Source organism: Pseudomonas sp. NFX98 (assembly GCF_047784845.1).
GTDB lineage: Bacteria > Pseudomonadota > Gammaproteobacteria > Pseudomonadales > Pseudomonadaceae > Aquipseudomonas.
Map to the genome: position 1 here is coordinate 32,215 of NZ_JBLNNF010000028.1, position 23,016 is coordinate 55,230.

The window sequence follows — 23,016 nt, forward strand, 5'->3', positions numbered from 1 at the left end:
TTGGAAGAACGGGCACTGTGGTGGGCAATGATGCCGAAAAGTTTCAGCTTTAACCATGCCGGGTTGGGTGGGCGATCTCTCTCAGGAGTAATTTGATGCAAGAAAAACGCTGGGCGCAAGTATGGATGACGATAGGTCTGTTGTGGTTTCTGTTGGCCATCGCCGTTGCGCCTACCAACAAGATCTATCAGCAAGGGCTGGTCGCATTGCTTTGGGTGCCGGCGATATTGTTTTCATGGTCCTCACGCGCCCGGCTGCGGGAATTGTTCTATGAGCAACGCTGGGTCTATCTGCCGATGCTCGGGCTACTGGTGTGGTCGCTGATCAGTCTTGCATGGACGAACGCGCCGGATGCCGGCCGCGAGGCCAAACGTTTGCTCTACATCGTGGTGTTCCTGCTGTTCTTTCCGGTTTTTGCCAATGGCCGGCCTGATCGCGTGATCCGCATCATGCAATGGGGCGGAATCGGATTGGCGGTGACGGCGCTAGTCGCAATCGTCAAGTTTTATGGCGTAAATGGAAACGTATGGAGCGCGCGCCTTGAGGGGTTAGGCGAATTGTCCCATCCAATCCTGGGCGGCTATGTCATTGGGCTGGCAGCGGTCTGGCTTGCTTTTTGGCCTCCGAATACGGGCAGGGTGCAAGTGGTCTGGGGGATTGCGCTATGCCTGCTGTGTGTTTTCGTGCTGCTGAGCCAGAGCCGTGGTGCCGTGTTGGCTTTGCTTCTTACGATACTCGCCATGCCTGTCTGGTGTCGTGACCGACGCAGTCGGATTATCGCCACGGTTGCATTGGGCGTGGCAGTCCTGGCTTTGATGTTTTTCGAATCCTTGGTTGTGGCGCGCGGAGTGTCGTATCGCCCGCAGATCCTGGTGGCCAGTTTGCAGATGATTGCTGAGCATCCATGGACTGGCCTGGGCTTGGGCGGCGACTACAAAGTGTTTGCCTCTGATCTGTATTTTGACCATGCGCATAATTTGTTCACCCATGTGGCGATCGAACTCGGGTTGCCTGGACTGCTATTGTGGTGTGCCGTTTGGCTTGCGGTGTTGAGCCGGGCCTGGAAATCTCGGGATACGCACTATGGGAAGGGGATTATTGGCGTCTGGTTGTTCTCCACGCTGGCAATGCAATTCGATGCCGCCAGCCTTTCCGGAACGCCACGTGCAGAATGGTTCATCACCTGGCTGCCCGTGGGTCTGGCCAGTCTTTTGGTATGGGCGCGGGCCAATTCCGACGCCTGTGATAAAATTTCGCGTTCTACCTAACCAGTGAGCTCTACGATGAGTGATGCACCGCCTAAAGCGGGACAGGATTCCAGCCTGAAAATCTACCTTCGGCTGTTGGGGTACGTGAAACCCTATGTCGGCCTTTTCCTGCTGAGTATCGTGGGCTTCGTGATCTTTGCCTCCACACAACCGATGCTGGCCGGGATTCTCAAGTATTTCGTCGATGGCCTGAGCAATCCTGAAGCGGTGCTCTTCCCTACGGTTCCTTACCTGAAGGATTTGCAGCTGCTGATGGCCGTGCCGTTGCTGATCATCCTGATCGCGGCGTGGCAGGGCCTGGGTTCTTTTCTCGGCAACTACTACCTGGCGAAGGTGTCGTTGGGGCTGGTGCATGACCTGCGCGTCGAGCTGTTCAACAAGCTGTTGGTGCTGCCCAACCGCTATTTCGATACACACAACTCCGGGCACTTGATCTCGCGCATCACGTTCAACGTGACGATGGTGACCGGTGCGGCGACCGATGCGATCAAGGTGGTGATCCGCGAAGGCCTGACCGTGGTCTTCCTGTTTGCCTATTTGCTGTGGATGAACTGGAAGCTGACCCTGGTGATGCTGGCCATCCTGCCGCTGATTGCACTGATGGTGGGCAATACCAGCAAGAAATTTCGCAAGCAGAGCAAGAAGATTCAGGTGGCGATGGGCGACGTGACGCACGTGGCTTCCGAGACCATTCAGGGTTATCGCGTAGTGCGCAGCTTCGGTGGCGAGAGTTACGAAGAGCAGCGCTTTGCCGCCGCCAGCCAGAGCAACACCGATAAGCAATTGCGCATGACCAAGACCGGTGCGGTCTATACGCCCATGCTGCAACTGGTGATCTACACCGCCATGGCCGTGTTGATGTTCCTCGTGCTGTTCCTGCGCGGTGACGCCACCGCCGGTGATCTGGTGGCCTACATCACCGCCGCCGGTCTGTTGCCCAAGCCGATCCGGCAGCTTTCGGAAGTCAGTTCGACCATCCAGAAAGGCGTTGCCGGTGCCGAAAGCATTTTCGAGCAACTGGACGTCGAGCCTGAAGTCGATAACGGCACGGTCGAGCGTGATCGCGTCAATGGCCACCTGCAAGTGCGCAACCTCAGCTTCACGTATCCGGGAACCGACCGTGAAGTATTGAAGAACATCAATTTCTCGGCAGCGCCGGGACAGATGATCGCCTTGGTTGGTCGCTCAGGCAGCGGCAAGTCGACCCTGGCAAGCCTGATACCGCGTTTCTATCATCACGACGTCGGTGAAATCCTGCTCGATGATGTCGAGATCGAAGACTATCGCTTGCGCAACCTGCGCCGGCACGTGGCTCAGGTTACGCAGCATGTCACCCTGTTCAACGACACCATCGCCAACAACATCGCTTACGGTGATCTGGCGGGTGCGCCTCGTGCCGACATCGAAAAGGCCGCCACGGATGCGTTCGCAATGGACTTCATTTCGCAGATGCCCGAAGGCCTGGATACCCAGGTTGGTGAAAATGGCGTGCTGCTCTCCGGTGGCCAGCGTCAGCGTCTGGCGATAGCCCGGGCACTGTTGAAAAATGCGCCGCTGCTGATCCTCGACGAGGCGACCTCGGCACTCGACACCGAATCCGAACGCCACATTCAGGCGGCGCTGGACCAGGTCATGAAAGGTCGCACCACGCTGGTCATCGCTCACCGCTTGTCGACCATCGAGAAGGCTGACCTGATCCTGGTGATGGATCAGGGCCAGATCGTCGAGCGAGGCACCCACGCGCAGCTGCTGGTGCAAAACGGCTACTACTCGCGCCTGCATGCGATGGGCCTGGACACGCCGGCCGAAGACATCGCCTGAAACCCTCCCTCGCAGGAGCTGCCGCAGGCTGCGATCTTTTGATTTTGTTTTTAAAAAAGATCAAGAGATCGCAGCCTCGTCGCTCTCGACAGCTCCTACAGTCGCCTTCGAGAATTTATCCGTTACAGCCGTCGCACAAGCCGGTGCCTACCCTGTGTTAATATCGCGCCCCTGTTCATTTTGTATGTGGGTTGCTCCATGAAGTTGTCCATGCCGCGATTCGATCAAGCCCCTGTCTTGGTGGTCGGCGATGTCATGCTCGACCGTTACTGGCATGGTGGTACCTCACGGATTTCTCCTGAGGCGCCAGTACCGGTAGTCAAGGTCGATCACATCGAGGACCGCCCGGGCGGTGCCGCCAACGTTGCGTTGAACATTGCCGCCCTTGGCGCACCGGCCTCATTGGTCGGTGTGACCGGTGACGATGAAGCCGCCGACAGCCTGGCCAATAGCCTTAAGGGTGCCGGTGTACGGGCGCTGTTCCAGCGCATTGCGCACCAGCCGACCATCGTCAAGTTGCGGGTCATGAGTCGTCACCAGCAACTGTTGCGTATCGACTTCGAAGAACCCTTCGCCACGGATGCCCTGGAGTTGTCGGTGCAAGTCGACGAACTGCTCGAAGGCATCAAGGTGCTGGTGCTGTCCGACTACGGCAAAGGCGCGCTGAAAAACCATCAGGTGCTGATCCAGGCCGCTCGTGCCCGTGGCATTCCGGTATTGGCCGACCCCAAGGGCAAGGATTTTTCGATCTACCGCGGTGCGAGCCTGATCACGCCGAACCTCAGCGAATTCGAAACCATCGTCGGCGGTTGCGCCGATGAGCACGAGTTGGTGAGCAAGGGCGCGCAGTTGATGCACGACCTCGACCTCGGTGCCCTGCTGGTCACCCGTGGCGAGCATGGCATGACCCTGTTGCGCCCGGATCATCCGGCGCTGCACCTGCCGGCCCGCGCCCGTGAAGTGTTCGATGTGACCGGTGCCGGCGACACGGTGATTTCCACCCTGGCGGCAGCAATTGCTGCTGGCGAGGAACTGCCGCATGCGGTGGGCCTGGCCAACCTGGCGGCGGGCATCGTGGTCGGCAAACTCGGTACGGCGGCCATCAGCGCGCCGGAGTTGCGTCGCGCCATCCAGCGTGAAGAAGGTTCCGAACGCGGCGTGCTGGGTCTCGAACAACTGCTGCTGGCAGTCGACGATGCCCGTGCGCACAACGAGAAGATCGTCTTCACCAACGGCTGCTTCGACATCCTGCATGCCGGCCACGTGACGTACCTGGAACAGGCGCGGGCGCAGGGCGATCGCCTGATCGTTGCGGTCAACGACGATGCGTCGGTCAGCCGCCTGAAAGGGCCGGGTCGTCCGATCAACAGTGTCGACCGGCGCATGGCTGTGCTGGCAGGTCTGGGCGCGGTGGACTGGGTGATCAGCTTCCCTGAAGGCACGCCGGAGAACCTGCTGCGAGAGGTCAAGCCGGATGTGTTGGTCAAGGGCGGTGACTACGGGATCGATCAAGTGGTCGGCGCGGACATCGTGACCGCTTACGGCGGCACCGTGAAAGTGCTGGGGCTGGTTGAAAACAGCTCCACGACCGCGATTGTCGAGAAAATCCGCAAGTCCGAGTGATGCCAAAAAAGATCGCAGCCTGCGGCAGCTCCTACAGGTCTACACATACCTTGTAGGAGCTGCCGCAGGCTGCGATTTTTGCGTTTAAGAGCTGACCTTTTTACGCGGCACCATTTTCTTCAGCAGCTGCTTCGCCTTACCGCGTAACAGCGCCAACCCCGAATTCTTCCCCGGTGGGGTCAATCCCTGCTGCCGCACCCAATCCTTCCAGCGAATCCGCTCATCCCTCACCAGCCAGCCTTCCTGCCGGGCAAAGCTTTCCGCCAGGTACAACCCGCGCGTGCTTGCCGGATACAGCTGATCCTTTTTCAAAGTATAGAGTTCGGCCGTGGGGTGGCCGTCCTGCAAAGGCATCAGGTACAGGTCGGGACGCTTGCGGTCGAGGCGGGCCACCAATTGATCGCCTTCCAGTCGCTCGTCGACATGGAACAGGCTCAGGGGCTTGGCTTCCTTGGGCACGTCCAGGCGCAAATCGTAGATCAACTGCAACGACGCGGTCGGCAAGTGCACATAGGCCCGTGGGCGTTCGATCAACGGCAGATTGGCGCAGCGCACCGGTCGTGCCGAGCCCGACAATGGCGTCAGGCGAAACGGCAGGGCTTCGCGGTAATGCAAGGCAGACGAGTAGGGCGCCGGCAACCAGGTGTCGTTGAAGCGCCCGCCGAGCCAGCCTTCCGGCGTTTCCAGCAGGCACTCCTCGGCAATTTCCTGGATCGCCGTGTGCAGCGGCAGGTTCAGTTCATGGGCCGGCACGTACCCGGAAATCAACTTGAGCACTACATCGCCACGATCTTGTCGGCGTTGGCGCACCAACACCCAGTAATCGCGATTCTGCCAATGCAGGGTCAGGCGCACCGAAACCCCGAGGTTGGCCAGCTCAAGGGAAAATCGCTCGCTATCGGCGACGGTTACCGGGCGGCGACGTTGCAGGATCTGGGAGAAGTTGAGCGGTCTCCCGACGCTCTGATAACTCAGGCCTTCGGGAGTCGCTTCGACGAATAACGGCAGGGTCTTGAAGTTGCTCGGGTTCTTTCTTATGAGCGTACGCGGCATGTCGGCTCCTGCTTAAGGCCGCGTGGGGCGGCATCAGTTGCTACGTAGGACTTGGGCAACGGTCGCGACGTTATGGGCGAGGTGCAGCGGATTGATGGTCCCGACAATAGCACTGGCAACACCCGGATGTTCAAACAACAGCTCGAAACTGGCACGCACCGGATCCACCCCCGGACTCAGGCACACGTGTCCGCTGGCGAGGGCTTTTTTCACCAGAATGGCTTTGCCGTGAGCAGCAGCATAGTCAATGACCGGCTTCTCGGTTTGTTCGTTCAGATTGTAGGTGACCATTGCGCAATCACCGTGCTCCAGCGCCTTCAAGCCGCCTTCAACGGTTTTGCCGGAAAAGCCGAAGCCGCGAATCTTGCCCTCAGCCTTGAGCTCGGCGAGGGTCGCATAGACTTCGCAATCGTTGAGGATCGCCATATCGTTGCCATCGGAGTGCACCAGCACCAGATCGATGAAATCAGTTTCCAGCCGTTGCAGGCTGCGCTCTACCGAAAACCGGGTATGCGCGGCGCTGAAATCGTGGCGGGACTGACCGTCGGCAAACTCTTCGCCGACCTTGCTGACAATCACCCAATCCTGACGCTGACCACGCAGCAATGGGCCTAGGCGTTCTTCGCTGCGACCGTAGGCTGGAGCGGTGTCGATCAGGTTGATGCCCAGATCGCGCGTGAGTTTGAGCAGCATCCGCGCTTCATCGTCATCCGGGATCTGGAAACCGTTGGGGTACTTCACCCCTTGATCGCGACCGAGTTTTACCGTGCCCAGCCCCAGCGGCGAAACCAGCAGGCCGGTGCTGCCCAAGGGACGATGCAGATCGTGCAGCGTTGGTTGGCTCATGGCAGCAATTGCTCCCAGGCCGGAACGCCCATCGGCGGTTTTGGCAGCGGCGGCAGCGCGGTCACTGGACCCGGTTGAATGCCGTCGCGGACCAGGCTGGCGATAACGCGGTCGGCGAAGTCTGGGGCCAGCGCCAGTTTGGTTGGCCAGCCCACCAGCAGTCGACCTTCCTCGGCGACGAACGCATTGTCGGGACGGGTCAGCCCTGATTGCAGCGGTTCGGCACGATCCACGCGCAAGGTGGCCCATTGCACGGTGCTCAGGTCGATCCACGGCAACAACTGGCCGATCTCTTTCTGTGCAGTGGCGATCTGTTCGGCGGGCTCACGGGCCACGCCTTCGTTTTCGGCGATATCGCCGCCCATGTACCAGACACATTGGCCATCGGCCGCCGGGTGCGTGGTCACGGTAATCCGCGGCTTGGTGCCGCCGCCCAGGCAGTGGGCGTACAGCGGTTTGAGACTCGGGCCTTTGGCGATGATCATGTGCAGCGGGCGGCGTTGCATGGCCGGTTGGCTCAGGCCCAGCGCTTCGAGCAGCGCAGCAGTGCCAGCGCCAGCGCTCAAGACGATGCGTTGCGCGCGGATTTCACGTTCGTCCACCTTCAGGCCGACCAGCACGCCACCCTCAAGCAACGGCTCGATGTGCTGACCGGCGAGCAAACCGTCACCGGCCAGATCGGCCAGGCGCTGGACCAGGCTCGGCACGTCGATCACCAGTTCGGCCAAGCGATAGACCTTGCCCTTGAAACGTTTGTCTTGCAGGGCGGGCGGCAGTTGGTCGCCCTTGACCTGATCGACGCGGCCGCGCACGGCTTTGCTGGCGAAGAAACTGGTGAGGTTGCCGGCGATCGTGCCGGGGGACCAAAGATAATGGGCTTCGGACAGCAGGCGCACACCGGACAGGTCCAGCTCGCCGTCACCAGCCAGGGCTTCACGCCAGCGGCGCGGCATGCCAGCGATGGCTTCCGAAGCACCGGTAAGGGCGCCGTGCAGCGCGTACTTGGCGCCGCCGTGGATGATGCCCTGGGACTTCACGCTCTGCCCGCCGCCAAGGCTGGCGCTTTCCACCAGCACGGTCGAAAAACCCTGGCGGCGCAGGCGCGCGTTCAGCCAGAGGCCGGCGACACCAGCGCCGACAATCAGAACGTCGGTGGAAATTACGGATGGCATGCGGCGACCTCAGTGTTCAAGACGAGGGCGCAGTATACAGAGCTCGGCGAGGAATAAAGATCGCAGCCTGCGGCAGCTCCTACAGATGGATACGGTTCGCCTTTGTAGGAGCTGCCGCAGGTTGCGATCTTTTTTCAATGCCCCGCGGTTTTGGAAAAGAGTTGAATCACGACAACGCCCAGCACAATCAGCGCCATCCCCAGCATCGCCGGCACATCCAGTTTCTGCCCGTAGATAAACAGCGCGGCGACGCTGACCATCACAATGCCCATGCCGGCCCACACCGCGTACGCCACGCCCACCGGCACGCTGCGCACCACCAGGGTCAGCATCCAGAACGCAATGCCATAGCCGACGATGACCAGTACCAGCGGCAACGGGGTGCTGAAGCCTTTGACCGCTTTCATCGAAACAGTGGCAATCACTTCGGCGCAGATGGCTATGGCCAGGTAGTAGTAAGCGGTCATGGTTCAATCCTCGTGTGAAGTGTTGCTCTCTGAGGTCGGCATTCTAGAGATTCTCCAGATGCGGTAAAGTCATTACCTATCTGTTTGGAAGATGGGTTGAGCCATGAGCATGCAATGGAATCTGGAGCAGTTGCGCTTGTTTGTCAGCGTAGCGGAGCAACGGTCGTTTTCCGCCGTAGCGCGGGACCAGCGCAAGGCGCAATCGGCGGTCAGCAGTTCGATTGCACTGCTGGAGGAAGACCTGGGCGTGAGCCTGTTCGACCGCAGCAGCGGCCGTCAGCCGAAACTCACTGAAGCCGGGACTGCATTGCTGGATGAGGCGCGTGAAGTGCTGCGTCAATGTGAGCGTCTCAACGGCCGGGCACTGGCGATGATGCGCGGGCAAGAGGCGCGCTTGCGGCTGGCTCAGGACGAGGCGATGCCGTATTCGCCGGTCATCGAAAGTTTTGAGGCGCTGGCCGAGAAATTCCCCAGCCTCGAAGTGCAGTTGACCAGTGCTGCCCAAGGTGAGGTCGCGCGCAAACTGGTTGAGCGTCGCGCTGATCTGGGTTTGCTGTTCTTTCACGACCAGATTCCCGAAGCGCTGGAGCGGCGGGTGCTCGGCAGTGTGGAAATGGTCACCGTCTGCGGCGTCGATCATCCGTTGGCGAAGCAGGCGCAGGTCGATTGCCAGCAACTGGCGCAGCACCGCCAATTGCTGATGTCGACCCAATCCAGCGTCTATCCCGGCAGCGAGCCGGCCAGCCCACAAGTTTGGCGCGCCGACAGTTTTTACGTGATGGCGGAGTGGCTGGTGCGCGGACTCGGTTGGGCCTGGCTGCCGCGCCATGTGGTGCAGTACCCGACCTATCAGGGCCAGATGGTTGAGCTGAGCAGTGAATGGACCCCGCCGGCGCTGGTGGTTGAGTTGGTCTGGCGCCGTGATGAACCGCTTGGCCCGGCCGCGCGCTGGCTCGCCGAACGTTTTGCCGTGCACTTGCAGGCGATCGGCGAGAAAAGCCGATAAACTCCGCCGCCATGAATAGAACTCTCTACACCGCGTTGTTTTATCTGGGGCTGCCATTGGTGGCGATTCGGCTGTGGCTGCGTTCGCGCAAGGCGCCGGCGTACGCCAAGCGCATCGGCGAGCGTTTCTCCTACGGGATGCCGGTGATGAAGCCGGGGGGCATCTGGGTGCATGCGGTGTCGGTGGGCGAGAGCATTGCCGCCGCGCCGATGATTCGCGCCCTGTTGCAACGTTATCCAGATCTGCCGATCACTGTGACCTGCATGACCCCGACCGGCTCGGAACGCATTCACGCGTTGTTCGCCAATGAACCGCGCATCCAGCACTGCTATCTGCCATATGACTTGCCTTGTGCGGCAAAGCGCTTTCTTGATCGGGTCCGGCCAAAACTGGCGGTGATCATGGAAACCGAGCTGTGGCCCAACCATATCCATCAATGCGCCAAACGCGGGATTCCCGTGGCGTTGGCCAATGCGCGATTGTCCGAGCGCTCGGCCAAGGGTTATGGCCGCTTCGGAAAGCTGACAGGGCCGATGCTCGCCGAGATGAGCCTGTTTGCGGTGCAGACCGAAGCCGAGGCCCAGCGCTTCCGTAACCTGGGCGCGCGTGCTGAAACCGTCGAGGTGACGGGTTCGATCAAGTTCGACCTGACCATCGACCCGCAACTGTTGCAACGTGCCAGCGAATTGCGCGGGCAATGGCAGGCGCAGGAGCGCCCGGTGTGGATCGCCGCCAGTACCCACGACGGCGAAGATGAAATGGTGCTGGCGGCGCATCGTCAGTTGCTGGCCGGACATCCCGATGCGTTGCTGATTCTGGTCCCGCGCCATCCAGAACGTTTCAATTCGGTGCTCGGGTTGTGCCGGCAGCAAGGATTCGCCACGGTCCGGCGTTCCAGCGGCGAGCCGGTCACCGCCGCCACTGCAGTGTTGCTGGGCGACACCATGGGTGAACTGCTGTTTCTCTATGCATTGGCCGACAGCGCTTTTGTCGGCGGCAGCCTGGTGCCGAACGGCGGGCATAACCTGCTGGAGCCGGCGGCACTGGCCAAACCGGTTTTGAGCGGCCCGCACCTGTTCAACTTCCTCGAAATCGCCGCGCAGTTGCGCAGTGCCGGGGCGTTGCAGGAAGTGGAAGATGCCGAAGGATTGGCGCTGGCGGTGCAGCGATTGTTTGAATTGCCGCGAGATGCGCAGCGCATGGCAGAGGCGGGGCTGAAGGTGATGCGGACTAATCAGGGCGCGTTGCAGCGGTTGCTGGATGGGTTGGGGCGGTTGATCGACCGTTAGATAGCGTTGATTGAACGAAAAAGATCGCAGCCTTCGGCAGCTCCTACAGGGTGTACATCATTCCTATGTAGGAGCTGCCGAAGGCTGCGATCTTTTTGTTTTACTGGCCCGGTCTTGCCTTGAGCTGTTCAGCCGCAGCCTTGGCCAGATCCGGCGGCAGGAAGTCCTTGTCCGGGTTGTAATCAGCCTTGAGCCAGCGTGCCAGGTCCTGCAAGTCTCCCGGGTTCAACGTACCGGCCTGCTGCTTGAGGCGCAGGTTGTCGAGGATGTAGTCGTAGCGGGTGTTGTTGTAATCACGCACCGAGGTGTACAGCTGACGCTGCGCATCCAGCACGTCGACGATGTTTCGCGTACCCACCTGATAGCCGATTTCAGTCGCTTCCACCGCACTCTGGTTGGAGATGATCGACTGCTTGCGCGCCTGTACCTGCTCGACGTCGGTGTTCACCGCACGGTGCAAGTCGCGGGTGTTTTCGACGATCTGCCGGCGCAGGGATTCGCGTTGCTGCTCGGTCTGGTCCAGTTGCGAATACGACTGACGCACCTGGGAGTTGATCAGGCCGCCGCTGTAGATCGGGATGTTCAGTTGCAGGCCGATCGACGATTGCTCGACGTCACCTTTGTACGGTTGGCCGAAGGCGTTCGGGTTGCTGAAACCCAGTGCATCGTTGTCGCCTTTTTCGTATCGGGCCACCGCGTCGACGGTCGGGGCATGGCCGGCCTTGCGCTGTTTGATCGTTTGTTCGGCGGCGCTGACGGCGTAGTTGCTGGCCAACAGATTGAGGTTCTGTCTGGCCGCCGTTTCAACCCAGGCCTTGGCATCGTTCGGCGCTGGCGGCAGGATCGGCAAGTTATGGGAAATGCCCCAAATGGCGTTGTACCGACGGTTGGTCAGGGTCACCAGCGCTTCGAACGCATCATCCACCTGGCGCTGCGCGACGATCCGGTTGGCGCGCGCGGTGTCGTAGCTGGCCTGAGAGTTCAGTACGTCGGTCTTGTCCGAGAGGCCGACATCGAAACGCTCGTTCGACTGGTCCAGTTGACGCTTGAACGCGGCTTCTTCGGCTTTGGTCGAGGCCAGGTTGTCCTGGCTGCGCAGCACGTTGAAGTAACTGTCGGCGGTTTGCAGGATCAGGTTTTGCTCGGTCGCCGAGAGTTGCAGGGCGGCCTGTTCGTTGACGTCCTTGGCGGCCTGGAACTGGAACCAGCGATCGGCACGGAACAGTGGCTGCGCCAGGGTTGCCTGGTAGGAGTGAGCATTGCGGTTGGCGGTGGCCGAAGGCTGGTCGATCGACGTGCGAACGCTGGTTAAATCCGCGCCACCCGACAGATTGGGCAGCAGCCCGGCGCGGGCCTGCGGTACGACTTCTTTCTGCGCGCCATACTGGGCGATGGCTGCGGCGAGGTCGGCGTTGTTGTCCACCGCCTCCTGATAGACGCTGACCAGATCGTTCTTTGTAGACATAGGCGCTTCTGCTGCCCAGGCCATTGTGGTGGACGCACAAGACACGGCAACAGCCAGTGAAAGTTTGCGCAGCATGAGGCGATCCCTAGCATTGATATTATGAAAATAATTCTGGCGCCAAGGTACGGCGCGGCCCCTACAGCGTCAATGCGCAGCTTGGCGTAGCGAGTGTAGTTGCGCATTCGAGCGGCAACAATCCTGCCGTTCCCGGTAATTGCGCCATTCATCATGGTGTTTGCAGCGGGGTTGGCGTTCTCTGCCAGTTGTGTCTAGACTGGCCGGGTTCTTGTCGGGGTGCCTTGCTATGAGGCTGAGATCGAATAATTTCGGATCCCGTTGAACCTGATCAGGTTAGCGCCTGCGTAGGGAACAAGATTTCTCGTCACCCGGCGAGTCCTCTTGTGCTTCGTCCGGGAAATTGTTCGACAATCGAACGCTCCCCGTGTGACGACGCACAGCACCAGTCCTGGTGCGTCCGTGCCTTTCAGGTTCTGCTCCGACAATCCACTGCCTGGATGCTGTCTGGAGAGCCCGTGATGACCATAAAAGCAAAAAACGCGATCAACCTCAGTGAGTCGGCCAAGGTCGATGAACAGTCGGTTCAACCGTTTACCCGTTCGCAAAAAATCTACGTACAGGGCTCTCGCCCGGACATCCGCGTGCCAATGCGGGAAATCTCCCTCGACGTGACACCGACCGACTTCGGCGGCGAAATCAACGCGCCGGTCACGGTCTACGACACCTCGGGTCCGTACACCGATCCGAACGTGATGATTGACGTGCGCAAAGGCCTGGGCGATGTGCGTTCGGCGTGGATCGACGACCGTGGCGACACCGAACGCTTGAGCGGGCTGAGCTCGAACTTCGGTCAGGAACGCCTCGCCGATGCCGAGCTGACCAAGCTGCGTTTTGCCCACGTGAACAACCCGCGCCGCGCCAAAGCCGGGGCCAACGTCAGCCAGATGCACTACGCGCGAAAAGGCATCATCACCGCCGAGATGGAATACGTCGCCATCCGCGAAAACATGAAGCTGCAAGAGGCCCGCGCTGCCGGTCTGTTGAAGCAGCAGCACGCCGGCCACAGTTTCGGCGCGAGCATCCCGAAAGAAATCACCCCTGAATTTGTCCGCGAAGAAATCGCCCGCGGCCGCGCGATCATTCCGGCCAACGTCAACCACACCGAACTGGAACCGATGATCATCGGCCGTAACTTCCTGGTGAAGATCAACGGCAACATCGGCAACAGCGCCTTGGGTTCGTCCATCGAAGAAGAAGTGGCGAAACTGACCTGGGGCATTCGCTGGGGTTCGGACACGGTGATGGATTTGTCTACCGGCAAACACATTCACGAAACCCGCGAATGGATCATCCGCAACTCGCCGGTGCCGATCGGTACCGTGCCGATCTACCAGGCGCTGGAGAAGGTCAACGGCGTGGCCGAGGACCTGACCTGGGAGCTGTTCCGCGACACGTTGATCGAACAGGCCGAGCAGGGCGTCGACTACTTCACTATCCACGCCGGCGTGCTGTTGCGCTACGTGCCGATGACCGCCAAACGCGTGACCGGCATCGTCTCCCGTGGCGGTTCGATCATGGCCAAGTGGTGCCTGGCGCACCACAAAGAGAACTTCCTCTACACCCATTTCGACGAAATCTGCGAAATCATGAAGGCCTACGACGTCAGCTTCTCGCTGGGCGACGGCCTGCGTCCGGGCTCGATTGCCGATGCCAACGACGAAGCGCAGTTCGGTGAGCTGGAAACCCTCGGCGAGTTGACCAAGATCGCCTGGAAGCACGACGTGCAGTGCATGATCGAAGGCCCGGGCCACGTGCCGATGCAGTTGATCAAAGAGAACATGGACAAGCAGCTGGAGTGCTGCGACGAGGCGCCGTTCTACACCCTCGGCCCGCTGACCACCGACATTGCGCCGGGCTACGACCACATCACCTCCGGCATCGGTGCGGCGATGATCGGCTGGTTCGGTTGCGCCATGCTCTGCTACGTGACGCCGAAAGAACACTTGGGCCTGCCGAACAAGGATGACGTGAAGACCGGCATCATCACCTACAAGATCGCCGCGCACGCCGCCGATCTGGCGAAGGGGCATCCGGGCGCGCAGATCCGCGACAATGCCTTGAGCAAGGCGCGCTTCGAATTCCGTTGGGAAGACCAGTTCAACCTGGGCCTTGATCCGGACACCGCTCGTTCGTATCACGATGAGACGCTGCCGAAGGATTCGGCCAAGGTCGCGCATTTCTGCTCCATGTGCGGGCCGAAATTCTGCTCGATGAAAATCACCCAGGAGGTCCGCGAGTACGCGGCCAACCAACGGATCGAAGCGGTGGACGTGGACGTCGCCCAAGGCATGGCTGAACAGGCCGAGCGCTTCAAGAAGGAAGGCAGTCAGCTGTACCAGAAAGTTTGATCTGACCTGAAAAGGTGGGGCCTGCACAGGCCCCATCGCCAGCAGGCTGGCTCCCACATTGGATCTGTGGCGTTCACAATTCCCCTGTGGGAGCCAGCCTGCTGGCGATAGCGATCATCACAACAACAAATGTCCCTCTGAGATAACACCCTTGAGCATTCAACCCAGCACTTACTCACCTGATATCGCGGTGCCGATCGACAAACGTGTCTTCGGCGGTCGCGACCTGTTTTCCCTGTGGTTCTCCCTCGGCATCGGCCTGATGGTCCTGCAGACCGGCGCACTGCTCGCACCGGGTCTGGGCCTGTCCGGTTCGTTGCTGGCGATTTTCCTTGGCACGCTGGTTGGCGTTCTGTTGCTGGCAGCGGTCGGTGTGATCGGCAGCGACACCGGCCTGTCGTCGATGGCCGCGCTCAAGCTCAGCCTCGGTGCCAAGGGCGCGAGCCTGCCGGCGGTGCTGAACCTGCTGCAACTGATCGGTTGGGGTTCGTTCGAAATCATCGTCATGCGCGATGCCGCCAGCCTGCTGGGCGCGAAGGCGTTCAGCGACGGTAGCGCAATGTCCAACCCGATACTGTGGACGCTGTTCTTCGGCGCCCTGGCAACCTTGTTGGCCGTCAGCGGTCCGTTGACCTTCGTGCGCCAGATCCTGCGCAAATGGGGCATCTGGCTGCTGCTGGCCGCGTGCATCTGGCTGACCTGGAACCTGTTCGCCAAAGCCGATCTGGCTGCGTTGTGGGCTCAGGCCGGTGACGGTTCGATGCCGTTCGCCGTGGGCTTCGACATTGCCATCGCCATGCCGCTGTCGTGGCTGCCGCTGATTGCCGACTACTCGCGTTTCGGCAAGCGGGCGAAAAACGTCTTCGGTGGCACCGCCATCGGTTTCTTCATTGGTAATTTCTGGCTGATGAGCCTGGGTGTGGCCTACACGCTGGCGTTCGCGCCGAGCGGTGAAGTCAATGCCTTGCTGCTGGCGCTGGCGGGTGCCGGCCTGGGGATTCCGCTGTTGCTGATTCTGCTGGATGAATCGGAAAACGCCTTTGCCGATATTCACTCGGCGGCGGTGTCCAGCGGGATTCTGTTGCGCTTGAAAGTCGAACACCTGGCGTTGGCCATCGGCGTGGTTTGCACGCTGATCGCCTTGCTGGCGCCATTGGCGCAGTACCAGAACTTCCTGCTGTTGATCGGTTCGGTGTTTGCGCCGCTGTTCGGTGTGGTTTTGGTGGACCACTTCATCCTGCGCAAACGCAGTGGCAAGGTGGCCTCAGCTGCATTGCGCTGGCCGGCGCTGCTCGCCTGGCTGTGCGGGGTCAGCACTTATCATCTGCTGGCCAATCTGTATCCGGACATCGGCGCAACCCTGCCGGCACTGGTATTGGCAGGGCTGCTGCAACTGGTGCTGGGCCGGGCCTTCAGTTACGGCCGGGAAACAGCTCGGGCTTGATAATGCCGTTCAGGCGAGGGTAGGGGATCTTCAGTTCGACATGGCCCAGCGCGTAAGGCGCGATGCTGCTGGTTTCGTACTTGAGGATCACCCCGCCATAGGTCAGCGCCACGTTCTGGGTTTTCTGGAACGGCCAGCTCTTCACGAATTCCGGTTCCTGATCGAGCTTGGTGCTGATCAACCAGCTGTTGTGCGCCACTTGCGCGGCTTTCCAGAACGCTTCTTCCTGCCCCGGCACCAGCATGTCCGACAACGTCAGCACTTTATGCTGCTGGCGTGAATAGTTGATGAAGCCGCGACCCGGCGTGCCGTGGGCGCCGCCCGTGTCCAGGTAGCTGGACAATTCGACAATCACCAAGCCGTCATGCTGCTCGCGTACTTTCGCTTGCAGGTAGCTGCTGTTGCGCGGGCCGGCGGTGCGCAAAAACTGTTCGCGATAGGCCGCCAGCGTCGGCGCCACTTGCGCATCGGGCGAGGTGCGGGTCATTTGCAGCAAGCGTTTTTCGATGATGCCGTCAAGCGCGGGCTCAGCGGGGAAATGCAAGGTGTCGATATTTACCAGTGGGCAGTCCTGGTCCGTGCAGCCTGGCTTGAGCTGTTCAGTGGCGTCGCGGGTGGTTTCCAGCGGCGCCCTGTAGTTGGGCTGAAACAGGCTCTGGCAAGCGCCCAGGGTCAGGGCGATTGCAGCCACGGAGGCGATTTTAAAAAGCGACATGGGTGTCCTTCATAAAACAGGGAAAGGCAAAAAGTTACCCGCTTCGACTCTCAACGGGGCAGTCAGTTCGCCACTAAGCTAATTAGAGTGGGTTTCGCCCTCACCGTCTATCCCGCTAACGGGAAAGGGGCTGCATCAAACGTCACGGGCGCGTTAGGATGGCGCGAAGTCGAGGCCCGGGAAAAAAGGTAGCCTTGAACAGGATTTGTAGAACGAGGATTGTCATGACTGATTTTGCCAACGCCATTCCGACCGCCGTCGATATCGTGCGGCGCGAAAAATGCTTCGAGGGTTTTTACAAACTCGATCGCGTGCACTTGCGCCACGAATTGTTCGCCGGCGGCATGAGTCGTGAAATCAGCCGTGAACTGTTTGTTCGCCACGATGCGGTGTGTGTGCTGCCTTATGATCCACAGCGCGACGAAGTGGTGCTGATCGAGCAGTTTCGCGTCGGCGCCATTGGCAAGACCGACAATCCGTGGCTGATCGAACTGGTCGCTGGTCTGATCGACAAAGACGAACAACCGGAAGAAGTTGCTCACCGCGAAGCGCAGGAGGAAGCTGGGCTTGTGTTCGGTGCGCTGTGGCCGATGACCAAGTATTTTCCATCACCGGGCGGCAGCAACGAATTCGTGCATTTGTACCTGGGGCGTTGTGACAGTAAAGGGGCCGGCGGCCTGCATGGGCTGGAGGAAGAAGCAGAAGATATCCGCGTCACGGTGTGGGCGTTTGAAGATGCCCTGCAAGCCGTACGCGACGGACGTATTGCCAACGCGGCCACCATCATTGCCTTGCAGTGGCTGGCTTTGAACCGCGTTGAAGTGAGGGGGTTATGGTCGTAAACAAGCTGCGCGATCGCTATCGGGTGGACCTGGTGGGGCTGCAAGCGTCCTGCGAGGCGAATTACGCGCGCCTGATGCGACTGCTGCCGGACATGCGCAGCGAGCCTGCAGCGCGGCGCATCGCCGTGACCCATGGCGACCAGATGCTGGGCGTGCTGGCGCTGGAGGTGCTGCAGGTCTGTCCGTACACCACGACCCTGCAAGTACGCCAGGAGCACAGCCTGCCGTGGCTGCCGGTGCCGCAACTGGAAGTGCAGGTCTATCACGACGCCTGCATGGCCGAAGTGGTCAGCGCCGAACATGCGCGACGCTTTCGCGGTATCTATCCTTACCCGAACGCCTCGATGCACCAGCCTGACGAAAAGGCTCAACTGAACATGTTCCTGGGCGAATGGCTGAGTCATTGCCTGGCGCTGGGGCATGAGTACGAAGTCGTACGTTAATTCTGAGCCGCGTTGTGAACTGCGTCAGGTTCACAGGTTTCCCCTTTTGAGCGTCCCCCAGCATAATTGCGCCATTCATCCGATCCCGTGATCGCGCCCTGGGAGAACACCTTGCCGAGCGTATCCACATTGTCCACCGCCGAACCGGCGTTGCTGGTGCAACTCTCCGACAGTCATCTGTTCGCCGAGTCGGGCGGTACGCTGCTGGGCATGAACACCCGCGACAGTCTGCAAAAAGTCATCGAACTGGTGCTGGCGCAGCAGCCGCAGATCGATCTGATTCTGGCCACCGGCGATCTGTCCCAGGACGGCACGCTGGAGTCTTACCAGCAGTTTCGCGACCTGACCCGACAACTCGAAGCGCCGGCACGCTGGATTCCCGGCAATCACGACGAACCGCAAATCATGGCGGTGGCGGCGGTGCAAAGTGCTTTGCTTGAGCCGGTGGTGGATATCGGTAACTGGCGGGTCACGCTGCTCGATTCGGCGGTGCCGGGTTCGGTGCCGGGTTACTTGCAGGATGAACAGTTGCAGTTGCTGGCTCGTTCGCTGAGCGAAGCGCCGGAGCGCCATCATCTGGTGTGCCTCCACCACCATCCGGTGTCGATCGGTTGTGCGTGGATGGAGCCGATCGGGCTGCGTAATCCCGAAGCGTTTTTTGAAGTCCTTGATCGTTTTCCACAGGTGCGCGCCGTGCTGTGGGGGCATGTGCATCAGGAAATCGACCAATTGCGCAACGGCGCGCGTCTGATCGCCTCGCCGTCGACCTGCATTCAGTTCGAGCCCGGCAGCGAGGATTTCAAGGTCGGAGAACAGGCGCCGGGGTATCGCTGGTTGCGGTTGATGCCTGATGGGCAGCTGGAAACCGGAGTGGAGCGGGTCATCGGCTTCGATTTTACGGTGGACTACGGTTCCAACGGCTACTGACAATGTAGGAGCTGCCGAAGGCTGCGATCTTTTGATGTGTTTTTAAAGGCAAGATCAAAAGATCGCAGCCTCGTTGCACTCGACAGCTCCTACAGTAAACTCCCCATCTTTGCCCGACGCACAGGGAGTCCAAATGTCCGGTTCGATCCTTTATATCCACGGTTTCAACAGCGCGCCTGCATCGAAAAAGGCCACTCAGTTGAGCGAAGTGATGGACCGTCTGGGCCTGAGCGACCAGTTGCGTGTACCTGCCCTGCATCATCATCCCCGCGAGGCCATCGGTCAGCTCGAACAGGCGATCGCCGAGCTCGGTCGGCCGCTGCTGGTCGGCAGCTCGCTCGGCGGCTACTATGCGACTCACCTGGCCGAGCGCCATGGCCTGAAAGCCCTGCTGATCAACCCTGCCGTCAGTCCGCACCGGATGTTCGACGGATTCCTGGGAACGCAGAAAAACCTGTATACCGATGAAACCTGGGAATTGACCCACGACCACGTGACGGCCCTGGCCGAACTGGAAGTGCCGGCGCCTCAGGATCCGCAGCGCTATCAGGTATGGTTGCAAACCGGTGATGAAACGCTGGATTATCGCCTCGCCCAGCAGTATTACCGGGCCTGTGCCTTGCGCATCCAGGCCGGTGGCGACCATAGTTTCCAGGGATTTGCCACACAGCTTCCAGCCATGCTGACGTTTGCCGGCATTGGCGCAGATTTGTATCAGGCGATTGATTTCACGGCTCTGTGAAACCTCGCCCCCTATTTTCAATGAACGACTGACGACGAGACCCCATGGCCACTCCCAGCGCTAGCTCTTATAACGCCGACGCCATCGAAGTCCTCTCGGGCCTCGACCCGGTGCGCAAACGCCCCGGCATGTACACCGACACCAGTCGGCCGAACCACCTCGCCCAGGAAGTCATCGACAACAGCGTCGACGAAGCCTTGGCCGGGCACGCCAAATCGGTGCAGGTCATCCTGCACGCCGATCATTCGCTGGAAGTCAGCGATGACGGCCGTGGCATGCCGGTGGACATTCACCCCGAAGAGGGCGTGTCGGGCGTCGAGCTGATCCTCACCAAGCTCCATGCGGGCGGCAAGTTTTCCAACAAGAACTACCAGTTCTCCGGCGGTCTGCACGGGGTGGGTATTTCGGTGGTCAACGCCTTGTCGACCGAAGTCCGGGTGCGTGTAAAACGTGACGGCAACGAATACCAGATGACTTTCGCCGACGGCTACAAGGCCACCGAGCTGGAAATCGTCGGTACAGTCGGCAAGCGCAACACCGGTACCAGCGTGTTCTTCGCGCCGGACCCTAAATACTTCGATTCACCGAAATTTTCCATCAGTCGCCTCAAACACGTACTCAAGGCCAAGGCCGTACTGTGCCCGGGGCTGCTGGTCAGTTTTGAAGACAAGGCCACCGGCGAGAAAGTCGAATGGCATTACGAAGACGGCCTGCGCTCCTACCTGGTCGACGCGGTCACCGAATTCGAGCGCCTGCCGGACGAACCGTTCTGTGGCGCTTTTGCCGGTAACAAGGAAGCGGTGGACTGGGCGCTGCTGTGGCTCCCGGAAGGCGGCGACGCGGTGCAGGAAAGCTACGTCAACCTGATCCCGACGGCGCAGGGCGGCACTCACGTCAACGGTTTGCGCCAAGGCTTGCTCGACGCCATGCGCGAGTTTTGCGAATTCCGCAGCCTGCTGCCGCGCGGCGTGAAGCTGGCTCCGGAAGACGTCTGGGAACGCATCGCTTTCGTGCTGTCGATGAAAATGCAGGAGCCGCAATTCTCCGGCCAGACCAAAGAGCGTCTGTCGTCCCGTGAAGCGGCGGCGTTCGTTTCCGGTGTGGTCAAGGATGCGTTCAGTCTGTGGCTCAACGCCAATCCGGAAACCGGTCTGGCGCTCGCCGAACTGGCGATCAACAACGCCGGTCGTCGCCTGAAGGCGAGCAAGAAGGTCGAGCGTAAACGTATTACCCAGGGTCCGGCGCTGCCGGGCAAACTGGCTGATTGCGCCGGGCAGGACCCGATGCGGTCCGAGCTGTTCCTGGTGGAAGGTGATTCCGCCGGTGGTTCGGCCAAGCAGGCGCGGGATAAAGAATTCCAGGCGATCCTGCCGTTGCGCGGCAAGATCCTCAATACCTGGGAAGTCGACGGGAGCGAAGTGCTGGCCAGTCAGGAAGTGCACAACATCGCTGTGGCCATCGGTGTCGATCCGGGCGCCGCGGACATGAGCCAGCTGCGCTACGGCAAAATCTGCATCCTCGCCGACGCCGACTCCGACGGCCTGCACATCGCGACCTTGCTCTGCGCCTTGTTCGTCCAGCATTTCCGCCCATTGGTAGATGCCGGTCACGTCTACGTCGCGATGCCGCCGCTGTACCGCATCGACCTGGGCAAAGAAATCTACTACGCCCTCGACGAAGCCGAACGCGACGGGATTCTCGACCGCCTGGTGGCCGAAAAGAAACGCGGCAAACCGCAGGTCACGCGATTCAAAGGTCTGGGTGAAATGAACCCGCCGCAGCTGCGCGAAACCACCATGGACCCGAACACCCGGCGCCTGGTGCAACTGACTTTGGGCGATGATTTCGACGCGACCTCGGAAATGATGGACATGCTGCTGGCGAAGAAACGCGCCGGCGACCGCAAGACCTGGCTGGAATCCAAGGGCAACCTGGCGGAGGTGCTGGGCTGATGCGCTTGGGCTTTGCCCTGGCGTGTGCGTTGCTGCTGACCTCGATCACGGTGTCTGCCGAGCCGACACCGCAACTGCGTCTGTTGTCCGAGCATGCCATCGACGGCATGCGCGGCGGCAACCTGTCCGGGCTGGCGCAGTGCGGCAACAAGGAACTGTGGGCGGTATCCGACCGCGACGACGATCAGATCTATCGCCTCGATACCCAAGGTGGCGTCTGGCAGGCGGAAACCGTGGGCATCGGTGTGCCTGTTGTGCCTGACAGCGGCTTACCCTGGGGGCTGCGTTCGCGGGCCTGGGCGGCTTCGTTCGTGCGCGGCGGTGATCTGGATTTCGAAGGCATCACCTGCGATAGCGCGGGCAATCGCTATGTGGTCAGTGAATCCCATGCGGCAGTCCTGCAAATCCCGCCCACCGGACCGACGTCCTGGCTGAAGATTTCGCCGCTGATGGTTCGCGAAGCGCGGGCCAGTGGCATGTTGTTGCGTTTCAACGCGCTGTTCGAAGGGCTGGCGATCAATCCTGAAGGTGACAAATTGTGGTTGGCCGCCGAGCGCGATAACCGCGGGTTGTTGCTGATCAAGCGCAAGCAGACGGTCTGGGACTGCGACGGCGGTTGCGTGCTACTGAGTGAGGGTGGAAAGGAAATGCAGCCTGCACAATTTCCCGACGCCAGAGCCGCGGCCCGAGACTTTGCCGATCTTTCACTGTTCAACGGCAAGCTGTTTACCCTTGAACGCAATGCGTACGAGATTTGCCGGCGAGACGCGGTGACGACCAAGGTCGAGCGCTGCTGGTCGTTTGCTGAAGAGATGCTGCAGGAAAATCGGCGCTACCCACAGCCTTTTGGCCTGGCAGAAGCGCTGGTGGTCGACGCCGACGGTGCCTGGATCGGTATCGACAACAATACTGGTGTCCGCGCCGATGGCGAGGTACGCCCGATCGTCTATCGCTTTACCGCGCCTGACGGTGGCTGGAGCGCCAAGCCGTGAGTCAGCAAACGCCGGGAAAGCGCGCCGGTCGCGTGTTGATGGTGCTGGCCTGGTGCGCGGCACTGTTTTTGGCAACGCGGTTTTTCGGTCAGTGGGAAGAGCGTCAGCAAAACCCGAATGTGGTGGTGAGCTCGGAGCAGGGCGACGGTTTTATCGAGGTGAAACTGGCAAGCAACGCTCAGGGGCATTTCGTCGCCAGCGGCCATATCAACGGTCAGCCGGTGGATTTCATGCTCGACACCGGGGCGACCGATGTGGCAATCCCGGCAGAGCTGGCCAAGCGCTTGAAGCTCGAAGAAGGTTTCGGTGTGACCCTGAGCACGGCCAATGGCCTGAGCCAGGGCTATCGCACCCGTATCGACCGCCTGCAATTGGGTGACATCGTGCTGCGGGATGTCCGCGCACTGGTGGCGCCCGGCCTGCATGGCGACCAGGTGCTGCTCGGCATGAGCGCACTGAACAAACTTGAATTTACCCAGCGCGGTGGCACCATGCTGCTGCGCCAGACAACGAACCGATGAGG

20 protein-coding genes and 1 riboswitch are annotated in these 23,016 nt (G+C 60.5%); of the genes, 14 read left to right on the forward strand and 6 right to left on the reverse strand.

All coding sequences use genetic code 11. The features are described 5' to 3' along the window. Positions 1 to 95 precede the first annotated feature (95 nt). The 3 genes from ACM110_RS28095 (at position 96) to hldE (ending at position 4,712) form a co-directional block, all read left to right on the forward strand. A complete protein-coding gene (locus tag ACM110_RS28095; protein WP_416130334.1) occupies positions 96 to 1,268 on the forward strand; it encodes an O-antigen ligase family protein in 1,173 nt (390 codons plus the stop codon). Positions 1,269 to 1,283: 15 nt separating this feature from the next. Beyond that, a complete protein-coding gene (gene msbA, locus ACM110_RS28100; RefSeq protein WP_416130335.1) occupies positions 1,284 to 3,089 on the forward strand; it encodes a lipid A export permease/ATP-binding protein MsbA in 1,806 nt (601 codons plus the stop codon). 198 nt (positions 3,090 to 3,287) lie between these two features. Further along, entirely contained in the window at positions 3,288 to 4,712 is a 1,425-nt protein-coding gene (gene hldE, locus ACM110_RS28105) for a bifunctional D-glycero-beta-D-manno-heptose-7-phosphate kinase/D-glycero-beta-D-manno-heptose 1-phosphate adenylyltransferase HldE (RefSeq protein ID WP_150704323.1), read from the forward strand. An 84-nt stretch (positions 4,713 to 4,796) separates the two neighbouring features. Here hldE and ACM110_RS28110 read toward each other — a convergent pair whose 3' ends face one another. The 4 genes from ACM110_RS28110 to ACM110_RS28125 form a co-directional block, all read right to left on the reverse strand. Then, positions 4,797 to 5,765 (reverse strand): metal ABC transporter ATPase, encoded by a 969-nt coding sequence (locus ACM110_RS28110; RefSeq protein WP_416130336.1) that lies wholly within the window; start codon positions 5,763 to 5,765, stop codon positions 4,797 to 4,799. Positions 5,766 to 5,798: 33 nt separating this feature from the next. After that, the gene (locus ACM110_RS28115) at positions 5,799 to 6,611 is read right to left on the reverse strand and encodes an aldo/keto reductase (protein ID WP_416130337.1); all 813 of its coding nucleotides are present in this window, start codon (positions 6,609 to 6,611) and stop codon (positions 5,799 to 5,801) included. Beyond that, positions 6,608 to 7,783, reverse strand: a complete 1,176-nt coding sequence (locus tag ACM110_RS28120; RefSeq protein WP_416130338.1) for an NAD(P)/FAD-dependent oxidoreductase — start codon at positions 7,781 to 7,783, stop codon at positions 6,608 to 6,610. The genes ACM110_RS28115 and ACM110_RS28120 overlap by 4 nt, the downstream gene beginning before the upstream one ends. A 134-nt stretch (positions 7,784 to 7,917) precedes the next feature. Next, positions 7,918 to 8,250 carry a DMT family transporter gene (locus ACM110_RS28125; protein WP_015093202.1) on the reverse strand — a complete coding sequence of 111 codons (333 nt, stop codon included), beginning with the start codon at positions 8,248 to 8,250 and terminating at the stop codon, positions 7,918 to 7,920. Positions 8,251 to 8,353: 103 nt separating this feature from the next. Between ACM110_RS28125 and ACM110_RS28130 the strand changes: the two genes are divergently transcribed. Continuing rightward, positions 8,354 to 9,256 (forward strand): LysR family transcriptional regulator, encoded by a 903-nt coding sequence (locus tag ACM110_RS28130; RefSeq protein WP_416130339.1) that lies wholly within the window; start codon positions 8,354 to 8,356, stop codon positions 9,254 to 9,256. Between the two features lie 11 nt (positions 9,257 to 9,267). Beyond that, positions 9,268 to 10,545 (forward strand): lipid IV(A) 3-deoxy-D-manno-octulosonic acid transferase, encoded by a 1,278-nt coding sequence (gene waaA, locus ACM110_RS28135; protein WP_416130340.1) that lies wholly within the window; start codon positions 9,268 to 9,270, stop codon positions 10,543 to 10,545. A gap of 100 nt (positions 10,546 to 10,645) precedes the next feature. Here the strand turns inward: waaA and ACM110_RS28140 are convergent, their stop codons facing one another. Then, positions 10,646 to 12,085: a TolC family outer membrane protein gene (locus tag ACM110_RS28140; RefSeq protein WP_416130341.1), complete on the reverse strand. Its 1,440-nt coding sequence runs from the start codon at positions 12,083 to 12,085 to the stop codon at positions 10,646 to 10,648. 205 nt (positions 12,086 to 12,290) lie between these two features. Then, a riboswitch (TPP riboswitch) is annotated at positions 12,291 to 12,396 on the forward strand. A 150-nt stretch (positions 12,397 to 12,546) separates the two neighbouring features. Here ACM110_RS28140 and thiC point away from each other — a divergent pair. Then, positions 12,547 to 14,436, forward strand: a complete 1,890-nt coding sequence (gene thiC, locus ACM110_RS28145; RefSeq protein WP_416130342.1) for a phosphomethylpyrimidine synthase ThiC — start codon at positions 12,547 to 12,549, stop codon at positions 14,434 to 14,436. 151 nt (positions 14,437 to 14,587) lie between these two features. Next, positions 14,588 to 15,880 (forward strand): putative hydroxymethylpyrimidine transporter CytX, encoded by a 1,293-nt coding sequence (gene cytX / locus ACM110_RS28150; protein ID WP_416130343.1) that lies wholly within the window; start codon positions 14,588 to 14,590, stop codon positions 15,878 to 15,880. On the opposite strand, the gene ACM110_RS28155 is transcribed toward cytX, so the two are convergent. Continuing rightward, positions 15,849 to 16,595, reverse strand: a complete 747-nt coding sequence (locus ACM110_RS28155) for an RsiV family protein (RefSeq protein WP_416130344.1) — start codon at positions 16,593 to 16,595, stop codon at positions 15,849 to 15,851. The two genes, cytX and ACM110_RS28155, sit on opposite strands and share 32 nt — an antisense overlap. A 224-nt stretch (positions 16,596 to 16,819) precedes the next feature. Here ACM110_RS28155 and ACM110_RS28160 point away from each other — a divergent pair, with 224 nt between their 5' ends. The 7 genes from ACM110_RS28160 (at position 16,820) to ACM110_RS28190 (ending at position 23,014) form a co-directional block, all read left to right on the forward strand. After that, the gene (locus tag ACM110_RS28160) at positions 16,820 to 17,437 is read left to right on the forward strand and encodes an NUDIX domain-containing protein (protein ID WP_338584402.1); all 618 of its coding nucleotides are present in this window, start codon (positions 16,820 to 16,822) and stop codon (positions 17,435 to 17,437) included. Next, positions 17,428 to 17,880, forward strand: a complete 453-nt coding sequence (locus ACM110_RS28165) for a DUF1249 domain-containing protein (RefSeq protein ID WP_008063540.1) — start codon at positions 17,428 to 17,430, stop codon at positions 17,878 to 17,880. The genes ACM110_RS28160 and ACM110_RS28165 overlap by 10 nt, the downstream gene beginning before the upstream one ends. A gap of 111 nt (positions 17,881 to 17,991) precedes the next feature. Then, positions 17,992 to 18,807, forward strand: coding sequence for a 3',5'-cyclic-AMP phosphodiesterase (cpdA, locus tag ACM110_RS28170; protein ID WP_416130345.1), 816 nt, complete (start codon positions 17,992 to 17,994; stop codon positions 18,805 to 18,807). 133 nt (positions 18,808 to 18,940) lie between these two features. Further along, a complete protein-coding gene (locus tag ACM110_RS28175; protein ID WP_416130346.1) occupies positions 18,941 to 19,549 on the forward strand; it encodes a YqiA/YcfP family alpha/beta fold hydrolase in 609 nt (202 codons plus the stop codon). Between the two features lie 44 nt (positions 19,550 to 19,593). Beyond that, the gene (gene parE / locus ACM110_RS28180; RefSeq protein ID WP_338584405.1) at positions 19,594 to 21,501 is read left to right on the forward strand and encodes a DNA topoisomerase IV subunit B; all 1,908 of its coding nucleotides are present in this window, start codon (positions 19,594 to 19,596) and stop codon (positions 21,499 to 21,501) included. Continuing rightward, entirely contained in the window at positions 21,501 to 22,493 is a 993-nt protein-coding gene (locus ACM110_RS28185; RefSeq protein WP_416130347.1) for an esterase-like activity of phytase family protein, read from the forward strand. The genes parE and ACM110_RS28185 overlap by 1 nt, the downstream gene beginning before the upstream one ends. Next, positions 22,490 to 23,014: a TIGR02281 family clan AA aspartic protease gene (locus ACM110_RS28190; RefSeq protein WP_416130348.1), complete on the forward strand. Its 525-nt coding sequence runs from the start codon at positions 22,490 to 22,492 to the stop codon at positions 23,012 to 23,014. The genes ACM110_RS28185 and ACM110_RS28190 overlap by 4 nt, the downstream gene beginning before the upstream one ends. Positions 23,015 to 23,016 lie beyond the last annotated feature (2 nt).

Coding starts and splice junctions, on each gene's coding strand:
- ACM110_RS28095 (WP_416130334.1), top strand. CDS start 96: ATGCAAGAAAAACGCTGGGCGCAAGTATGGATGACGATAGGTCTGTTG.
- ACM110_RS28120 (WP_416130338.1), bottom strand. CDS start 7,783: ATGCCATCCGTAATTTCCACCGACGTTCTGATTGTCGGCGCTGGTGTC.
- ACM110_RS28125 (WP_015093202.1), bottom strand. CDS start 8,250: ATGACCGCTTACTACTACCTGGCCATAGCCATCTGCGCCGAAGTGATT.
- thiC (WP_416130342.1), top strand. CDS start 12,547: ATGACCATAAAAGCAAAAAACGCGATCAACCTCAGTGAGTCGGCCAAG.
- ACM110_RS28160 (WP_338584402.1), top strand. CDS start 16,820: ATGACTGATTTTGCCAACGCCATTCCGACCGCCGTCGATATCGTGCGG.
- ACM110_RS28130 (WP_416130339.1), top strand. CDS start 8,354: ATGAGCATGCAATGGAATCTGGAGCAGTTGCGCTTGTTTGTCAGCGTA.
- parE (WP_338584405.1), top strand. CDS start 19,594: ATGGCCACTCCCAGCGCTAGCTCTTATAACGCCGACGCCATCGAAGTC.
- ACM110_RS28115 (WP_416130337.1), bottom strand. CDS start 6,611: ATGAGCCAACCAACGCTGCACGATCTGCATCGTCCCTTGGGCAGCACC.
- ACM110_RS28175 (WP_416130346.1), top strand. CDS start 18,941: ATGTCCGGTTCGATCCTTTATATCCACGGTTTCAACAGCGCGCCTGCA.
- ACM110_RS28185 (WP_416130347.1), top strand. CDS start 21,501: ATGCGCTTGGGCTTTGCCCTGGCGTGTGCGTTGCTGCTGACCTCGATC.
- ACM110_RS28165 (WP_008063540.1), top strand. CDS start 17,428: ATGGTCGTAAACAAGCTGCGCGATCGCTATCGGGTGGACCTGGTGGGG.
- ACM110_RS28110 (WP_416130336.1), bottom strand. CDS start 5,765: ATGCCGCGTACGCTCATAAGAAAGAACCCGAGCAACTTCAAGACCCTG.
- ACM110_RS28140 (WP_416130341.1), bottom strand. CDS start 12,085: ATGCTGCGCAAACTTTCACTGGCTGTTGCCGTGTCTTGTGCGTCCACC.
- waaA (WP_416130340.1), top strand. CDS start 9,268: ATGAATAGAACTCTCTACACCGCGTTGTTTTATCTGGGGCTGCCATTG.
- hldE (WP_150704323.1), top strand. CDS start 3,288: ATGAAGTTGTCCATGCCGCGATTCGATCAAGCCCCTGTCTTGGTGGTC.
- msbA (WP_416130335.1), top strand. CDS start 1,284: ATGAGTGATGCACCGCCTAAAGCGGGACAGGATTCCAGCCTGAAAATC.
- ACM110_RS28155 (WP_416130344.1), bottom strand. CDS start 16,595: ATGTCGCTTTTTAAAATCGCCTCCGTGGCTGCAATCGCCCTGACCCTG.